At 39.7% G+C, this 17,311-nt stretch carries 9 protein-coding genes, 3 tRNA genes, 2 rRNA genes and 1 pseudogene (1 of these 15 running past the window's edge); 14 read left to right on the top strand and 1 reads right to left on the bottom strand.

Annotated features, from left to right (window positions below; genetic code table 11):
- Nucleotides 1-59: 59 nt before the first annotated feature.
- The 10 genes and pseudogenes from prfB (at nt 60) to ACYIB7_RS14515 (ending at nt 12,475) form a co-directional block, all read left to right on the top strand.
- Nucleotides 60-1,185, top strand: a protein-coding gene (prfB, locus tag ACYIB7_RS14560; RefSeq protein ID WP_146059474.1) for a peptide chain release factor 2 whose coding sequence is annotated in 2 segments (ribosomal slippage) — nt 60-122 and nt 124-1,185 — 1,125 coding nt in all. Because the reading frame shifts where the segments join, the coding sequence is not laid out codon by codon here.
- 64 nt (nt 1,186-1,249) lie between these two features.
- The gene (locus ACYIB7_RS14555) at nt 1,250-1,840 is read left to right on the top strand and encodes an RNA polymerase sigma-70 factor (protein WP_103983603.1); all 591 of its coding nucleotides are present in this window, start codon (nt 1,250-1,252) and stop codon (nt 1,838-1,840) included.
- Nucleotides 1,841-1,918: 78 nt separating this feature from the next.
- On the top strand, nt 1,919-2,809 hold the full coding sequence (locus ACYIB7_RS14550) for a FecR family protein (RefSeq protein WP_146059473.1): 891 nt from the start codon (nt 1,919-1,921) through the stop codon (nt 2,807-2,809).
- A 216-nt stretch (nt 2,810-3,025) separates the two neighbouring features.
- Nucleotides 3,026-6,379, top strand: a complete 3,354-nt coding sequence (locus tag ACYIB7_RS14545; RefSeq protein ID WP_160034697.1) for a TonB-dependent receptor — start codon at nt 3,026-3,028, stop codon at nt 6,377-6,379.
- Nucleotides 6,380-6,390: 11 nt separating this feature from the next.
- Nucleotides 6,391-8,355, top strand: coding sequence for a RagB/SusD family nutrient uptake outer membrane protein (locus ACYIB7_RS14540; protein WP_480337570.1), 1,965 nt, complete (start codon nt 6,391-6,393; stop codon nt 8,353-8,355).
- A gap of 20 nt (nt 8,356-8,375) precedes the next feature.
- Nucleotides 8,376-9,260, top strand: a complete 885-nt coding sequence (locus ACYIB7_RS14535; protein WP_103983599.1) for a DUF5000 domain-containing lipoprotein — start codon at nt 8,376-8,378, stop codon at nt 9,258-9,260.
- Between the two features lie 100 nt (nt 9,261-9,360).
- Complete coding sequence (locus tag ACYIB7_RS14530; protein WP_103983598.1) at nt 9,361-10,431, top strand: DUF4855 domain-containing protein; 1,071 nt, start codon at nt 9,361-9,363, stop codon at nt 10,429-10,431.
- Entirely contained in the window at nt 10,428-11,537 is a 1,110-nt protein-coding gene (locus ACYIB7_RS14525; RefSeq protein WP_099464612.1) for a DUF4855 domain-containing protein, read from the top strand. Before ACYIB7_RS14530 ends, ACYIB7_RS14525 begins: the two co-directional genes overlap by 4 nt.
- Before the next feature lie 85 nt (nt 11,538-11,622).
- Nucleotides 11,623-11,696, top strand: a tRNA-Ile gene (locus ACYIB7_RS14520).
- A 220-nt stretch (nt 11,697-11,916) separates the two neighbouring features.
- Nucleotides 11,917-12,475: pseudogene (locus ACYIB7_RS14515) on the top strand (ORF6N domain-containing protein).
- 19 nt (nt 12,476-12,494) lie between these two features.
- On the opposite strand, the gene ACYIB7_RS14510 reads toward ACYIB7_RS14515, so the two are convergent.
- Entirely contained in the window at nt 12,495-14,543 is a 2,049-nt protein-coding gene (locus ACYIB7_RS14510; RefSeq protein ID WP_480337567.1) for an alpha-L-fucosidase, read from the bottom strand.
- Nucleotides 14,544-15,203: 660 nt separating this feature from the next.
- On the opposite strand from ACYIB7_RS14510, the gene ACYIB7_RS14505 reads away from it, so the two are divergent.
- From ACYIB7_RS14505 to ACYIB7_RS14490, 4 genes are all read left to right on the top strand, one after another.
- Nucleotides 15,204-16,731: ribosomal RNA gene (locus tag ACYIB7_RS14505) — 16S ribosomal RNA — on the top strand.
- Nucleotides 16,732-16,920: 189 nt separating this feature from the next.
- A tRNA-Ile gene (locus ACYIB7_RS14500) sits at nt 16,921-16,994 on the top strand.
- Between the two features lie 22 nt (nt 16,995-17,016).
- Nucleotides 17,017-17,093: transfer RNA gene (locus ACYIB7_RS14495), tRNA-Ala, on the top strand.
- A 138-nt stretch (nt 17,094-17,231) separates the two neighbouring features.
- Nucleotides 17,232-17,311: ribosomal RNA gene (locus ACYIB7_RS14490) — 23S ribosomal RNA — on the top strand (it continues 2,799 nt past the right edge of the window).
- Together the 16S and 23S rRNA genes with 2 tRNA genes alongside form the textbook arrangement of a ribosomal RNA operon.

Genomic DNA, 17,311 nt, shown 5'->3' with positions numbered 1-17,311 from the left:
TAGGGTTGCCGGGTGTTGACTTAATACTTATCTTTGTAGAAAATAATAATAACATAAATATGATAACATCAGACCAACTAAATAATGTGTTGGAGCGTCAGCGGGCGCTGAGGGGGTATCTTTGACATAGATGGCAAGACCATCCAGTTAGAGGAAGAAGAACTTCGTACCCATGATCCTGAATTTTGGGAAGATGCCAAACGTGCTGAAGCCCAGATGAAAAAGGTAAAAGAACTGAAAAAGTGGATTGAGTTATATAATGAAGTTCAAAATGCTGCGGAAGAGTTACAACTGTCGTATGACTACGTAAAGGAAGAAATTATTACGGAAGAGGAAGTAGACCAGGCATATAGTAAAGCCATTCGGTTAATAGAAGATTTGGAATTCCGTAATATGCTTCGTGACGAAGCAGACCAAATGAGTTGTGTACTCAAGATTAACTCGGGAGCCGGAGGAACCGAAAGTCAAGATTGGGCTTCTATGTTAATGCGTATGTATATGCGTTGGGCAGAAAACAATAACTATAAGATTTCTATTGCCAATTATCAGGAAGGCGATGAAGCGGGTATAAAAACGACAACCATTAATATTGAAGGCGATTATGCTTATGGTTATCTGAAAAGTGAAAATGGTGTCCATCGTCTGGTACGTGTATCTCCTTATAATGCACAAGGGAAGCGGATGACTTCTTTTGCTTCTGTATTTGTAACTCCTTTGGTGGATGATACAATAGAGGTGAAGATTGATCAAGCTGCTATTTCCTGGGATACATTCCGTTCAGGAGGAGCAGGTGGGCAGAATGTTAATAAGGTTGAATCCGGAGTACGTTTGCGTTATCAGTTCAAGGACCCGTATACAGGAGAGGAAGAAGAAATTTTAATTGAAAATACGGAAACGCGTGATCAACCTAAAAACCGTGAAAATGCAATGCGTCAATTGCGCTCAATTCTTTATGATAAAGAATTGCAACATCGTATGGCTGAGCGGGCAAAGATTGAAGCCGGAAAGAAAAAAATAGAATGGGGATCACAGATTCGTAGTTATGTTTTTGATGATCGCCGGGTAAAAGATCATCGTACCAATTATCAAACTTCTGATGTTAATGCTGTAATGGATGGTAAAATAGATGGTTTTATTAAATCATACTTAATGGAGTTCTCCGCAAAAGAAGTTGCAGAAAAATAATTTTCCCATTTAAATGGGAAAGGGCAGAATATATCAATATTCTGCCCTATGTTAATTTTATTTCATGAAAGATACAGATAAAATAAGAAACCTTTTGCAAAAAGTGTCGGAAGACAACATGATTGCATTTAACCAATTCTATGATTGCTATTATACAAAGACTTTTCGTTTCTGTTATTGTTTTCTTCGTAATAAGGAAGCTTGTCGTGAAGTAGTTTCTGATGTCTTTCTTTCTGTTTGGAAATCGAAGAAAAGATTGCCCGAGATTACAAATATTGAATTGTACCTTTATATTATTGCCAAAAATGCATGTTACCGTTATTTGAATAATAACTCTTCGTCTAAGTATGTAATGCTGGATCAGATCCCCATGTCTGTGGAACAATTGGACGATAATCCCGAAAGTGACCTTTTGACAAGTGAAATAGAGCAAATGTTAACCGGAGTAATCAATGACCTTCCGGAAAAAAGCCGTATTATTTTTATGATGTCCCGTAGGGATGGACTTAAGTATCGGGAAATAGCTGAGATACTTGGTCTGGCAGAAAGCACTGTCCATGTACAAGCTCGAATTGCAGTAAAAAAGATTGTAGAACAAATGCGCAAATACTATCCGGATATTGATCTGGCGATACTATTTTTTATCGTTTTGTAAAATAATTGATAAAAATATCGATTTCTTTTAAACCTTTTTTTTAAAGCATGACTCCTCTATATAAAAAGGAGGTGTTTTGTGAAAGAAATAATGAAAAATACAGAAGAGGAAAGTCGTTTTACTAAACGGATTCAAATTTCTTCGTCTGTTGAATCGGTAGCAGAGGAATTGAAAGAAGATATTAGAAGTCGCGTTATTCATAAAATCAAAGGAGCCCGACGCCATTCAATATTTGTGAAACTGATATCTGTGGCTGCTGTAGTTGCTGTTCTAGTGTCTGTGGGAGCATTTTTTTATTTGCATGACATAAATTCGTCAGGAGACTTAGTCCGGGTTGAGGTTATGAATGGCGAAACGAAAGAATTGATTTTACCAGATAAATCTAAAGTGATATTAAATGCAGGTTCTGCAATTGAATATAATTCAGCTTTTTGTAAAAATCGAAATATAAACTTATCAGGTGAAGCTTATTTTGAAGTAACGCATGATTCGGATCATCCGTTTATTGTTACCTGTGAAGCATTGAAAGTTTGTGTTTATGGAACAAAGTTTAATGTTCAGTCGTATAATGAATCGTTAAATACTGCAGTAACTTTGCTTGAAGGACAGGTTGGTGTGCGGGATTTGGCAAATAAAATGGAAGAAACTGTCTTGGTACCGGGCGAACAGCTTTTATTTAATAAGGAAAACAATAAGTTTTTAAAACGTCAAATAGAGACTGATCCGTATACTTCCTGGTTAAAAGGAGAAATTTATTTTGAGAAAAATAACTTCAATGAAATTGCTGCTATTCTCGGACGTCATTTTAAAAAAGAATTTGTTATAGCTTCCAACAATTTAAAGAAGATAACTTTTACCGGACAGTTTAAGTCTACGGATAGTTTGGAAGAGATACTTCATATCATATCCTGGGACAACCGGATAAGATATAATATCAAAAATGACTCGGTTTTTGTATACGAGAAATAAGATGCTAAAGTTGTTAACCTGTTTAAAAGTATAATTATGAAAGATTCAACCTAGTTCGTGAAGTCTATAAAAAAGGCCAGAAAACCCGCCAGTCTTCTGACCTTTAAGATTTAAATCACAAAAAGTTTAATTTAAAATCAGTACAAAGTTATGAAAAAAAAGCACATCCTGTATCTACCTGTGTATCCAGGTGGGTGTGGTAAGTTATTTAGTGTTATGAGATTGACATTTATATTCTGTTTGCTTTCCTTGTTTACTGTATCTGCAGCTGATGTTCATTCCCAAAATGTCAGAATTTCTCTGGCGCTGAATAATGTCACATTGGAAAAGGCTTTGGATGCAGTGAAAAAACAGAGTAATTATTCATTCTGGTTCAGGGATGATGAAATAAATCTGCAAGAAAGTGTTTCTGTTCATGCTCAAAAAGAAAGTTTAGATAATGTATTGGGCATTTTGCTGTCTAATTCAGAATTGAATTATCGTATAGAAGGCTCGCATATTATTCTTTATAAGAAAACGGATGTTCCCGAAAAATCGGTGACGCATCAGGATGATAATACTGTGCGAGGTAAAATTTCTGATATTACAGGGCAGGGGCTTCCCGGTGTTAATATTGTAATTAAAGGGTCTACAAGTGGAGTTGTATCCGATGTGAATGGTTATTATGTAATCAAGGCTCAAAAAGGAGATATTCTTCAGTTTTCTTATATCGGATTTAAATTGCAGGAAGTGCCGGTTGGTAAAAATCCCTCATTGGACATTGTTTTGAAAGAAGATGTACAGGAGCTGGATGAAGCAGTTGTTGTTGGTATGGGTAAACAGCGTAAAGCTAGTGTGATTGGATCTATAGCTGCCGCTCCTATTGAAAATATGAAAATACCCCAACGTTCGTTGACTTCAGCACTTTCGGGACGTATTGCGGGTGCTGTTGTTGTGCAGCGCTCAGGTGAGCCTGGGCAAGATAATGCCGATTTCTGGGTTCGTGGTATTTCTTCGTTTGGGGCTAATCAGAAACCATTGATGCTGGTTGATGGCGTTGAACGTGATATGTCTGATTTGTCCATTGAAGAAGTAGAATCCATTTCTATTTTAAAAGATGCATCTGCAACTGCCGTGTATGGTGTACGTGCAGCAAATGGCGTTGTTTTGGTTACAACCCGTAAAGGTGTTGCACAAGCACCGTCGGTAGAAGCTAAATTTGAATATGGAACTTCCGATCTGCCTAATTTGCCGAAGCTTTTGGGCGGAGCAGATTATGCAATGTTATATAATGAAGCATTCGGGCAGGAAAATTATTCACAAGACTATATTGAAAATTTACGTAACAATGCAAACCGTTTCCTTTATCCGAATGTGAATTGGATAGATGAAGTTTTTAAGAAGTATTCTTCTAATATGAATGCCTCTCTTAATATTCGGGGTGGAGGTGAGAGAGCTCGTTATTATATTAGTGCCAGCTTTTTGGAAGATAATGGTAATTTGAAAAATAGTAAGGAAAATGATTATAAATCTAATGTAACTCTTCGCCGTTATAATTTTCGTTCCAATGTGGATGTTACTTTAACCAAAACAACTAATTTAAACATTGAATTAGGTGCTAATCTGACAGATACACACCAGCCTGGCGTAGGAAACGAATGGTTGTATGGTACTTATTATACACCAGTTGAGATGTTGTATTACTATACATATTTATCTACTCCGCTTTCTTGTCCGGTACGGCTTCCTATCGGTACGAACTCTGACGGTTCTACAAAATGGGGATGGGGAGCTCCCAATCAGGTGGGCGAATTAAATCCGGCTGAACGTCTATATGGATCCGGTTATAATAAACTGTTTCGCACACAGATTATGAGCCAGATTGTATTAACTCAGGATTTGTCTTTCTGGTTGAAAGGATTGGAATTTAGAGGATCATTTTCATTTGACTCCAATAGCCAGTCTATTCAAAATCGCAGGAAAATGTCTACAACGTATGCTGTGACAGGCGTAGACGATGAAACCGGTAATTTATTATTCTCAGAAGTAAATAAAGGTTCGGAATTCTTGGGTTATGATGTCAGTTCTTCTAATAACCGTGCAGAAGAATTGAAATTGCAGCTCAATTATAATCAGTTATTTAAAGAAATGCACCGTGTGAGTGGAATGGTAATGTATTATCAGCGTGACTATGTGGATGGTACGGCAAGTGCTTCTATTAAATCTTTGCCGTATAAGAAACAAGGTCTGGCTTTTAGAGGAACATATGCTTTCAAGGATAAATATTTTGCAGAGTTTAATCTTGGATATAATGGTTCTGAAAACTTTCCCAAGGGACATCGTTTTGGTTTCTTTCCTGCCGGAGCTTTAGGATATTTGCTCTCTAACGAATCGTTTTGGAAAATACCATCTGTCAATGTATTAAAAATAAGGGGTTCTGTTGGTTTGGTTGGTTCGGAATCTTTGCCGGAAAATATGCGTTTCGGTTATTTATCTACTTATGGAAGTGGATTGGGTGGTTGGTCTTTTGGTTTGAATCCTTCATATATAAATGGTGTTGGAGAAGATCAGATTGGTATTCAAAATCTGACATGGGAAAAAGGTTTGAAAAAAGATATAGGTATAGAATTGAAGATGTTTAATAATGCTATATCATTAGATTTCGATTATTTCCACGAAAAGAGAACGGATATTCTTATCCAGCGTGCCTCTTTACCTGCTATTGCGGGTTTAAATCAGCAGCCATTTGCTAATATGGGTGTTATGACTAACCAAGGTGTGGATGGTACGCTTGAATTTAGTCACCATTTGGGTAAAGTGGATTATCGTTTATACGGAAATTTCACATTTACGCGTAATAAAATTCTTGAAATGGATGAGCCGGAAAAGAAATGGGCTTATCGTATGAGAACCGGTAATCGCTATAAACAACAGTTTGGTTTGATAGCTTTAGGGTTATTTAAAGATCAGGCCGAAATTGATGATCCTTCTACACCAGAGCAAAAATTCGGAGTAGTTCGTCCCGGTGATGTGAGATACAAAGATGTAAATGGTGATGGTATTGTCGATATTGAGGATGAGGTACCTATAGGTTATTCTTCTATCCCTGAAATTAATTATGGTTTTGGTACGCAATTAAGCTGGAACGGTTTTGATTTTGGTGTTTTCTTCCGCGGGCAGGCTCATGTCTCTTATGCTTTAGGAGGTTCTACTTTTATTCCGTTTAATGAAGGTGTTGGTAAAGGAAATTTATTTGAAAAGGCTTTAGATCGCTGGACGCCTGAAAATCCCAATCCGAATGCTTTCTATCCTCGTTTGTCAAACGGACGTTCTTCCAATAACTGGCAAGCTTCTACTCGTACTATCTATGATGGTAGTTTGCTACGTCTGGCAGATGTGGAGGTTGGCTATTCTTTTAAGAAAAAATGGATTGCGCCGATAGGCATGAAGTCTTTGCGTATTTATGTGTTGGCAAATAATGTTGCCTTGTTCTCCAAATGGGATATGTGGGATCCGGAGACGGGAACTTCTAATGGTAATAAATATCCGCTTCCGAGAAAGATTAATTTTGGTGTAAGAACTTCATTTTAAATAATACAGATATGAAAAACTATATAATAGGTTTATTTGCAGCTCTCACTATGTTTTCCGGATGTGCAGATTATCTGGATAAACAACCCGATGATATGAAAACAGATAAAATGGTTTGGAGCTCGCGCATAGAGACTGAAGGTTATTTAGCAAACGTATATGCAGGTATTCCAATGCATAATTTGCATCAGGATGATCCATGGTTGGGATGCTCAGATGAGTGTGATTTGTCGTGGGTAGTTTATAATACGTATAATATTAATCTGGGTAACTGGACAACTTCAAGTAACTTCTATAATAAATATGCTCTCTGGTATCGTGCCATTAGAGCTTCTTTTGTCTTCGAAAACAATGTAGATCGCTGTGGAGAATTGAGTGAAGATTTGAAAAAGCAGTATAAAGCAGAAGTCAAGTTCTTGAGAGGATATTATTATTGGTTATTAATCCGTCAATATGGCCCCGTTGTTTTGATTAAAGAAGAACAACCGAATGACGCAGATTTTGCAAATATGGCACGTGCTCCGTTTGATGAATGTGTAGATTATGTTTGCGAGATGATGGATGAAGCGGAGAAAGATCTTCCACTGCATTGGCAGGATAATACCAATTGGATGGGTAAGCCTAACAAAATTGTTTGTAAAGCTGTAAAGTCATTAATTCTGACTTTTGCTGCCAGTCCGCAATGGAATGGTAATAAAGATTATGCCGATTTTGTAAATAAAGATGGGACTTTATTGGTAAATACGACGTATGATGAAAATAAGTGGCGCAGAGCTGCTGCTGCCAGCCGTGAAGTGATTGATATTTCGGAACAACATCCTGAAGCCAATCTACGTTTGTACAGAAATAATGAAAATGGAGATGCTGAGTTTAATCCTTATAAATCATGTGTGGATGTACATCTGGTCAACTGGAACTGTGAAGTCATTTTTGCCCGTTCGGAAGGTTCAAATACACAGGCCTGGATGATTCATGCTTTTCCCGGACCTAAAACATTGGGTGGAGTAGGTGCTACTCAGCGTGTCGTAGACGCATTCCTGATGGAAAACGGAAAACCAATTGAAGATCCGGCATCTGGTTATGTGGAAGAAGGCTTTTCTACAGCCCCTAACAAGCATTGGAACCCAAATAACCGTGAAGTGAATACGGAAGAAGGCCGCAAACAGATGATATCAGATATCCGTAAGTCTGAAGCCTGGGGGCATTGGGCTGGAGACTGGAATATGTATGCTAACCGCGAACCTCGTTTTTATGCTTCTATTCTGTATAATAAACGTATTATGCCTTCTTTACCGGACGATATAGAAAAGCGTAATTTCTATAATTCACCGGGCCAACAAGATGGTTATGCCCGCGCAGAGCTGTATTACGGAGGTAAATCCCGCCAGTCCGGTTCTTATACATTTTTCTCCCGTACGGGCTATCTGGTATATAAAAACAATGACCCGATGGCAAATATGTACGATCGTGTTTTCCCACAGCAATACGGAAACGTATTTATCCGCTATGCCCAGATTTTGTTGAATTATATTGAAGCATTAAATGAATATGATCCGGGGAATCAGAATATACGCAAATATTGGGATATGATCCGTAGCCGTGCCGGTGTGCCAAGTGCTTTTATTGCCACTCCTCAGATTGCCGGAAACAAAGAAGCGCAGCGTGATTATATAATCCGAGAACGTCAGATTGAACTTTGTTTTGAAGGCGACCGTTACTTTACAACCCGTCGTCGTTGGTTGGCCGATACACCGGACGACGGCGCAGCAAAAGACCGTAAGTTTGGTGATGGCGGACGTATGTTCGGGATGGATATTAATGCCGGAGATGCTAATACAAACAGTTTTGCATTTACAGATTTCTACAAGAGAGTGCCTTTTGAAACCCGCGTATTTAAAAAAGCCTATTATTTGTTCCCTATACCTGAGACAGAAATAGAAAAGAGTAAAGCGTTGGTTCAGAATCCTTGGTGGTAATATTAAATAAGAAACAGATTATGAAAAATATAATTTTATTATCAGGCGTAATACTCTATTCTGTATTTTGTTTTACGTCTTGTGAAGAGGAAGGAATGGATGAATCTATTCCTGTAAATCCGGTAATGACTCCTATCAAGGCCGTTACTGCTGAAGATGGAGCGGAGACTGTTCAGGCTGTAATATCCGATAAAACAAGAACGATTGAATTGAGTTTGAAAAATTTACAGAGCTTATCCAATGTTAATGTGCATTTGAGTATTGCCAAACGGGCTAAATTGATTGCACCTTCCGATACGATTCTGAAATTGGATCTTACGAAACCAAATGAAGTAGTAGTGAACAACTTGCTTAAAGATGTTACCTATACATTGACTGCTACTATTCCGGAATTTACAATGATTGATGTTAGCAAACATAAAGCTCATTTATTATCCAATGATTCTCGTGTGCTTGAAGGAAATATAGATAAGTTGTGGGACGGATTGAGGATGTCTAAACCCGAAGCGTATGACGAAGTTAATTATGGAAATTATCTTTGTGGTGATCCCGAAAATGCACCTTCTTCATTTACTTATGACATTGGAGAAACAATAAATCTGTATCGTTTTCGCGCCAGTTTGTATTGGGCATATACAAATGTATGCCCTAAGCGTTATGAATTATGGGGTTATTTAGGTGATGGTGTCCCTTCTCAGAATGGAGATTGGGATGAATGGACAAAACTGGGTGACATAGATAATTCTAATTCCAGATTGACAGACTTCGGTGAAGGCGATAATCTTTATTTCGAAAAAGATAAAAGTCCAAAAGTCCGTTATCTGAGACTTCGTTGTTTGGAAAATTATAAGGGGACGACCTCATTCTCTCTCTCTGAAGTGAATGTATGGGGTTATAATATGTAATATAGGTTATTTTTAAGAGTGTGATAAAAGGAGAACAATTCTTTTGTTACACTCTTTTTTTATATTTGTAGTGGAGTTTTAATTAAAATATTTAATAATCATGAAGAATGTGAAGTTGTTAAGTGTAATTGCAGGTTTGGTAATGATGTTGTGTGTAATGCCGGAAACAATATTGGCAATAAAACCCTTTGCCCGTGATATGGTGTTGATTTATGCCGGAGGATCACATCGTAAGGCATGGGATAAAAGCCAGTTTGAGCCTTATGTGGCCATGAAAGATGGTAAAGGAAAGAATCAATGGTTGTTTGATGGTTATCTTTTCCTGGAAATTAAAAACGGACAGGGAAGGGGATTTGCTTCATACTATGAAAAAGAAGGAGCTCGCAGACAAGAATGGACAAAATTGCTGGATGATTATTTTACGCCGGGGCAGATGGTGTGTGCTTTGAATGATTGTGTTGGCGAAGTACGTGCAGCCAATCCGAAAAAATTTGAAAAGAAAAAAGTCGTAATTGGCATGCCGGAACCTATTCCAAATCAAAAAGATTGGGGAGAGATAGATGGAAAGGTGATGGACTTTTCGAATGGTGAGGATCGTTTGGCTGCTTGTCAGTGGTTTGTAAATTATGCCATTAAAAAGTTTAATGAAGCTAATTTGGACAACTTGGAGCTTTCCGGTTTCTACTGGATTGCTGAAGAGGCAACTAATAGCCGTTCATTAGCACATAATGTTGGCGACTATGTCCGCTCTAAAGGTTTCAATTTTAATTGGATTCCTTACTTTAAATCCGATGGATTTCAGGAATGGAAAACTTTAGGCTTCGATATAGCTTATTTGCAACCTAATTATTTCTTTGATAAAAAAGTTCCTTTCGAACGCCTTGACCAAGCGTGTAAACTGGCTGCCGAAAATGGTATGTGCCTCGAAATGGAATTTGATGAAAGAGCATTGAAGAGTGGAGGCTTTGGTAGTCGTCTTTCCGACTATATTAATGCTTTTGATGAATGTGGGGCATTTGCTTCGTTCCCGATAGCTTATTACCAGGGCGATAGGGCTTTCTATAATCTGTTTCATTCTAAGGATATTGAAGATAAACAGTTATATATGGAATTGGCAAAACGTATTGCAGAAAGACAAAAGAGTAAAAAACTAAAAGGTTTGACGAAATGAAATTATACTCATTAATTATATGTTTGATATTATTCGTGTCTTCCTGTGGAGATACGAATGATACCGAACCTGTGCCTGCTCCCCCTGTTGATGAATCAGATTATCCTTGGGAAAAGGAACGTACGGCTTTGTTGCCAACCAAAGATATGGTATTAATTTATGGTGGCGGTGCGCATCGGACAACTGTATGGGATAAGGAACATCTTGTTCCTTATGTTTCTTATACGGATGAATCTGGAAAAGAACAGTGGTTGTTTGACAGTTTTTTATTCCTTGAAATTCATAATGGAAAGGGAAAGATGTTTGCGTCCGGATATACAGATGCTCCGGCTACTCAGAAAGACTGGATGGATTTGGCGGACTTTTATTTCCAGTCGAAAATTGCAGTCGGTGCACTTGATAAATGTATTGGCGATGCGATCCCCCGGATTGGAAAACCTGCCAGAAAACACCGTATTGTGATAGGCTTGCCCGAACCTATACAAGGACAAAAGGACTGGGGCTCGCTAAAGGATGGAAAGATGCTCGATTTTTCCTATTCTATAGATCGTATTGCCGCCTGTGAGTGGTATATTGATTATGTTCGGAAAAAATTCAAGGAATTGATGCCGCAAAATGTAGAGTTGGCAGGCTTTTACTGGATTGCAGAGGAAGCAACTAATACACGTGCCATTGTCCGTGATATTTCTGCTTATCTGAATGAACTGAAATATAGCTTTAACTGGATTCCTTATTTCAAGTCGGACGGTTATAATGAGTGGAAAGGTTTGAGTTTTAATTATGCATTTCTCCAACCCAATTATTTCTTTAATGAATCGGTTCCTTATGATCGATTAGATGAAGCTTGTCAAATTGCGGTCAAAAATGAGATGGATATGGAAGTGGAGTTTGATGAAAATGTGTTGGTTGGAATGAATGAATGGGGCAATCGCCTTTATGATTATATGAATGCTTTCCGTGAAAATGGTATATGGGATACCAAACGTTTGGCTTATTATCAGGGTAATAATGCTCTGTATAAGTTGAGTGTATCATCTCATTCTACGGATAAAAAGTTGTATCATGATTTTTGCCGTTTTGTAGTAGATCGGCCGGAAATAAAGTAGTTTGTTTAAAAAATATGCAAATCATTTGCATAAGTCAGGATTGTTTCATAAGTTTGCATCCGATTTCAGAGTTAGTCTTTGAATAGGTCCCATAGCTCAGTTGGTTAGAGCACCTGACTCATAATCAGGGAGTCCTTGGTTCAAGCCCAAGTGGGACCACTCCTTAATAAGCAAGCAGTTACAATGAAAGTTGTAGCTGCTTCTCTTTTATATTCTCTCCTTAATATACTTACACGTCCCGTAGTTTTTGTTTGTTTCAATTCTTGTAAATATTTCTCTTTAATTATAATTATCCATACTTTTGTGTATAATTAAAGTAATTCAGTTGGGATTACTTGCTCTTGTTGTAGCAAAAATATTAACATCAAAATCAGAGACTATGGAACAATTGCAATTGATACAAAGCAAGATATACGAGATACGGGAGCAAAAGGTTATGCTCGTGATTTGGCGAAAATGTATGGTGTGCAAACTAAAGCCTTAAATCAAGCAGTAAAGCGTAATATCGATCGTTTCCCGGAAGATTTCATGTTTCAACTTACAGATGAGGAAACGCGAAATTGGAAGTCACAATTTGTGGCCTCCAATTCAATAAAGATGGGTGTCAGACGAAATCCTTATGCATTCAGTGAGCTGGGTGTTGCAATGCTGAGTAGTGTTCTGAACTCTAAAACGGCGATACAGATAAACATGAGCATCATGCGAACTTTTGTTGCTATCCGCCAGCTGGTTGTTCTACCTCGGGTTGACAGAGTAGACGAACTGGAAAACCAGATAATGGAATTAAAAAAGTACATAGACGATGTATTTGCCGATTACAATGACATTAACGATGATACCCGTATGCAGCTAGAGTTGATTAACGAAACATTGGCTGGATTACCAACCGTAATAACTCCCTGAATAAACCGCGGCCGAAGATTAGCTTTGTTAAATGAATATTCAGGGAGCTATCCATTACTCTGTTATCACCGAAAACTCACCTATACCCGCCTGTTTCAAATCGTCTACAATGCGGGTGGCAACAAGACGTATTTGTTGGCCGTTGGTTGCAGGGAAATGGATTTCCTGTTCGATCGGATTGGCTTTTATATTCGAAAACTCTCCTTCGGCTACCTTCCGGTTGTCGATGTAAAGCTGATAGTTTGCAATATGTCCGCTGGCATCACGTCCTTGGTTGGGGGTATAACGAAAACCTCTTATTTTGTATGCTTTATCAAGTTGTACAGTAAACTCTTGCTTTCCTATTGGCAAGTAGAAGGAGGTGTAGCCGTTTCCGTCAAATATCAGGGATGTATTTTTGTCTTTCGGAGAAAGAACCTTGTAACTGTCGGATGCTATGTCTAGCAATTTGGTAGAAACAGGACTGGTTTTGCCGAATGTAGCGTCATATAAAATAGCCTTAACAGTTCCTTTCTGACGAAAAGCAAATGGTGCTTCATATAAAGGAGAGTCTTTGGTTGGCTCTGAGCCATCTGTTGTATAGTGTATTTCTGCCACTTTGTCACCGGCCAGGATTGTTACATCTCCATGCAGGTTACGGGTAATAACTGGCTCTGTCATTAAGGCTGGTGCCAAAAATGCTTCTACATTATTAATACAGAGTGGACCACGCGAATCTGTAAAGTTGATACGGATTTTTTTCGCTTTTACTGTTGGAAAGCGTACAATACGTTTATAACCTACCGTGGTAGTTGTATCGGCAGACTTTACCGGGTGCCATATTCCTTCCTTCTCATATTCTATATTGAATGATTTTACGCGTTGTCCTAGTGGGATGTATTCCTGTATCATAATACGGTTTACATCTGATGGATGAGCTAGTGTAAATGTTAGAGAGCCGTTGTGTACATTATCTTCTGTAGCCCAATATGTGTCCCATTCTCCGTCTGTTGCATAACTGGCACGGAATTTTTGCCCGCGAGTGTTGCTGGCTTCTATACGGGAATCTTTCAGTATATTTGTTTTCAAGTCGTTTTGGATGGTCTGATACCATTCGATAGCCCGGATAGAGTCCTGTGGACTGATTTTTCCGTTTAATGCAACCGGGAAGTTCAGCAGGAAATTAGTATTATGACCAACACTGCGATAATACAAGTCTACAAGATGAGCGAGCGATTTTACTTGATGATCTTCACGTGCATGATAAAACCAACCCGGACGTATTGATACATCACATTCGCCTCCCAGCCATTGATCGCCATCCTCCATACCCCATTGGCTTTGCTGGTAGTTGGTCTCTTTGTCGTATGAATAAAAACTCCATTGAGTATCACCTGCCCATCCTTCTTCATTGCCGATCCAGCGTATATCTGGGACAGTTCCTCCGAATATCATTACATCAGGATGGTGAGCCTTGATGGTATCACGGGCTTCTTCATATTTGTAATATGTCTTTGGATCGATAGAACGGGTTTCGTCTGCACCGCCATACCACCCGTTTCCTCCATTTGCTCCGTCAAACCAGTATTCGAATAAGGGGCCATAGTTGCTGACGAGTTCATGCATTTGGGCATGAAATTTTTTCACATAGTCCGGGGTGCCGTAGTTTGAGCTGTTTCTATCCCAGGGAGAAAGATATATCCCGAATTTGAGTCCGTGTTTCCGACATGCATCTGATAGTTCCTTTACCATATCTCCTTGTCCGTTTTTCCAGGGAGAGTTTTTTACACTGTAGTCTGTCGTTTTTGTTTGCCATAGGCAGAAGCCGTCGTGATGTTTGGCAGTCAGGATTACACCTTTCAGACCGGCTGCTTTAATAGTGCGTGCCCATTGGTCGCAGTCCAGATCGGTCGGGTTGAACGTTGAGGCTGGCGTATTGCCATATCCCCATTCCAGATCATTAAATGTGTTTAGCCCGAAATGCACAAATGCATACGTTTCCATTTTGTGCCATTCTGTTTGTGCAGGTGTGGGAACCGGCAAAATGGGGGCAGGAGCCGGAACTTCTTTGCAAGAAAGCAACGTACACAATCCAAATCCCAATAATAAAATGCTGTTTCTCATTATTTCGTGTTTTTTATTAAGTATAGATGTACAAAGATAATGACTTAAATTTACATACGTCAAAAAAAATCATCGTAATGATTTACTCAATTCATCGTAATGATTTTGAAAAGTCATAACTATGAATCTGTTTTTGCGTAACAGTCGTTTTCTGTGATATAAAAAAGCAGAGATTAAAACATAAAATAACCGAACGAAATAAGATAGGCTGAGATATATTATCGCTACCTGACTCATTTCCAGTATTTGCATGTAATATGTATATAAAAACATTAAAAAATTCCCTTAAAAAGTTTGGATAGTAAAAAAGGTAATACTACTTTTGTCCCCGCATTCAAGCGAGAGTGGTTGATAACAATATAGGTTTAAGGTAATTTAGGAAGGGGATGAGGTTAGCCGGGCTAAGCAAAATGTCCAACCTCCTGAAAAGTTCGGGAAACTTTTTTCAAAAATTTCTTTTGAAATATTTGTTAGTTTCAAAATAGTCCTTACCTTTGCACCCGCAATCGAAAGAAAGCGCACGAGTTCTTTGAAAGATTTACATACAACAAGTAGTACAAGTATTATACAGACATTAGATGTTTGTTTTATAGAATAATAATACCGTCAATTACTTAATAGATTTAGAGATTCTGAGCAAAAGGTATAAGAAACAAATTAACAACGAAGAGTTTGATCCTGGCTCAGGATGAACGCTAGCGACAGGCTTAACACATGCAAGTCGAGGGGTAGCAGGGGGTAGCAATATCCCGCTGACGACCGGCGCACGGGTGAGTAACGCGTATGCAACTTACCTATCAGAGAGGGATAACCCGGCGAAAGTCGGACTAATACCACATGAAACAGGGATCCCGCATGGGAATATTTGTTAAAGATTTATTGCTGATAGATAGGCATGCGTTCCATTAGATAGTTGGTGGGGTAACGGCCCACCAAGTCTGCGATGGATAGGGGTTCTGAGAGGAAGGTCCCCCACATTGGTACTGAGACACGGACCAAACTCCTACGGGAGGCAGCAGTGAGGAATATTGGTCAATGGGCGAGAGCCTGAACCAGCCAAGTCGCGTGAAGGATGAAGGTTCTATGGATTGTAAACTTCTTTTAGAGGGGAATAAAGTGCGGGACGTGTCCTGTTTTGTATGTACCCTCTGAATAAGCATCGGCTAACTCCGTGCCAGCAGCCGCGGTAATACGGAGGATGCGAGCGTTATCCGGATTTATTGGGTTTAAAGGGTGCGTAGGTGGATGTTTAAGTCAGCGGTGAAAGTTTGTGGCTCAACCATAAAATTGCCGTTGAAACTGGATATCTTGAGTATGTTTGAGGTAGGCGGAATGCGTGGTGTAGCGGTGAAATGCATAGATATCACGCAGAACTCCGATTGCGAAGGCAGCTTACTAAACCAACACTGACACTGAAGCACGAAAGCGTGGGTATCAAACAGGATTAGATACCCTGGTAGTCCACGCAGTAAACGATGATTACTAGGAGTTTGCGATATACAGTAAGCTCTACAGCGAAAGCGTTAAGTAATCCACCTGGGGAGTACGCCGGCAACGGTGAAACTCAAAGGAATTGACGGGGGCCCGCACAAGCGGAGGAACATGTGGTTTAATTCGATGATACGCGAGGAACCTTACCCGGGTTTGAACGTAAGAAGACCGGAGTGGAAACACTCTTTCTAGCAATAGCTTTTTACGAGGTGCTGCATGGTTGTCGTCAGCTCGTGCCGTGAGGTGTCGGCTTAAGTGCCATAACGAGCGCAACCCTTATCACTAGTTACTAACAGGTCAAGCTGAGGACTCTAGTGAGACTGCCAGCGTAAGCTGTGAGGAAGGTGGGGATGACGTCAAATCAGCACGGCCCTTACATCCGGGGCGACACACGTGTTACAATGGCATGGACAAAGGGCAGCTACACAGCGATGTGATGCTAATCCCCAAACCATGTCTCAGTTCGGATCGGAGTCTGCAACTCGACTCCGTGAAGCTGGATTCGCTAGTAATCGCGCATCAGCCATGGCGCGGTGAATACGTTCCCGGGCCTTGTACACACCGCCCGTCAAGCCATGGGAGCCGGGGGTACCTGAAGTCCGTAACCGTTGAGGATCGGCCTAGGGTAAAACTGGTGACTGGGGCTAAGTCGTAACAAGGTAGCCGTACCGGAAGGTGCGGCTGGAACACCTCCTTTCTGGAGCAAAGGGTCTCAAAAATAGAGTAAAGGAATCGGTATAATATTCTTTACTTGTACTACGGTTGCTATGTATTAAGAAATATGATCTTACTCAAAAAAGGAGAAATTATGGATAAGATTCCATGTTTGTCCTTAGGTAGGGAAAGAGAGAAAAATGATGCTGAGAGTAATCGAGGCAAAGTTGACAGTCCTATAGCTCAGTTGGTTAGAGCGCTACACTGATAATGTAGAGGTCGGCAGTTCAACTCTGCCTGGGACTACAAGAAAATCTCAAGAAAAAAGGGGGGATTAGCTCAGCTGGCTAGAGCATCTGCCTTGCACGCAGAGGGTCAACGGTTCGAATCCGTTATTCTCCACCAGGATTGCTGGGACGTCAGTGACGTCAGGCAGTCATAAAGATCTTTGACATGATGGACAAAAGAATAAAGTAAAGTAGAGCAAAGCTGAAGATATATCAGCCCGACGCAGTACTATTCGTAGTACGGTGTCAAAGGTGAAAGAAAGTAAGCAAGGGCAGACGGTGGATGCCTAGGCTCTCGGAGGCGATGAAGGACGTGATAAGCTGCGATAAGCTTGG

Source organism: Parabacteroides sp. KHUB-03 (genome assembly GCF_056640975.1).
The sequence above is the reverse complement of the archived record's forward strand: the minus strand, read 5'-3'. Positions and strand labels throughout refer to the sequence as shown.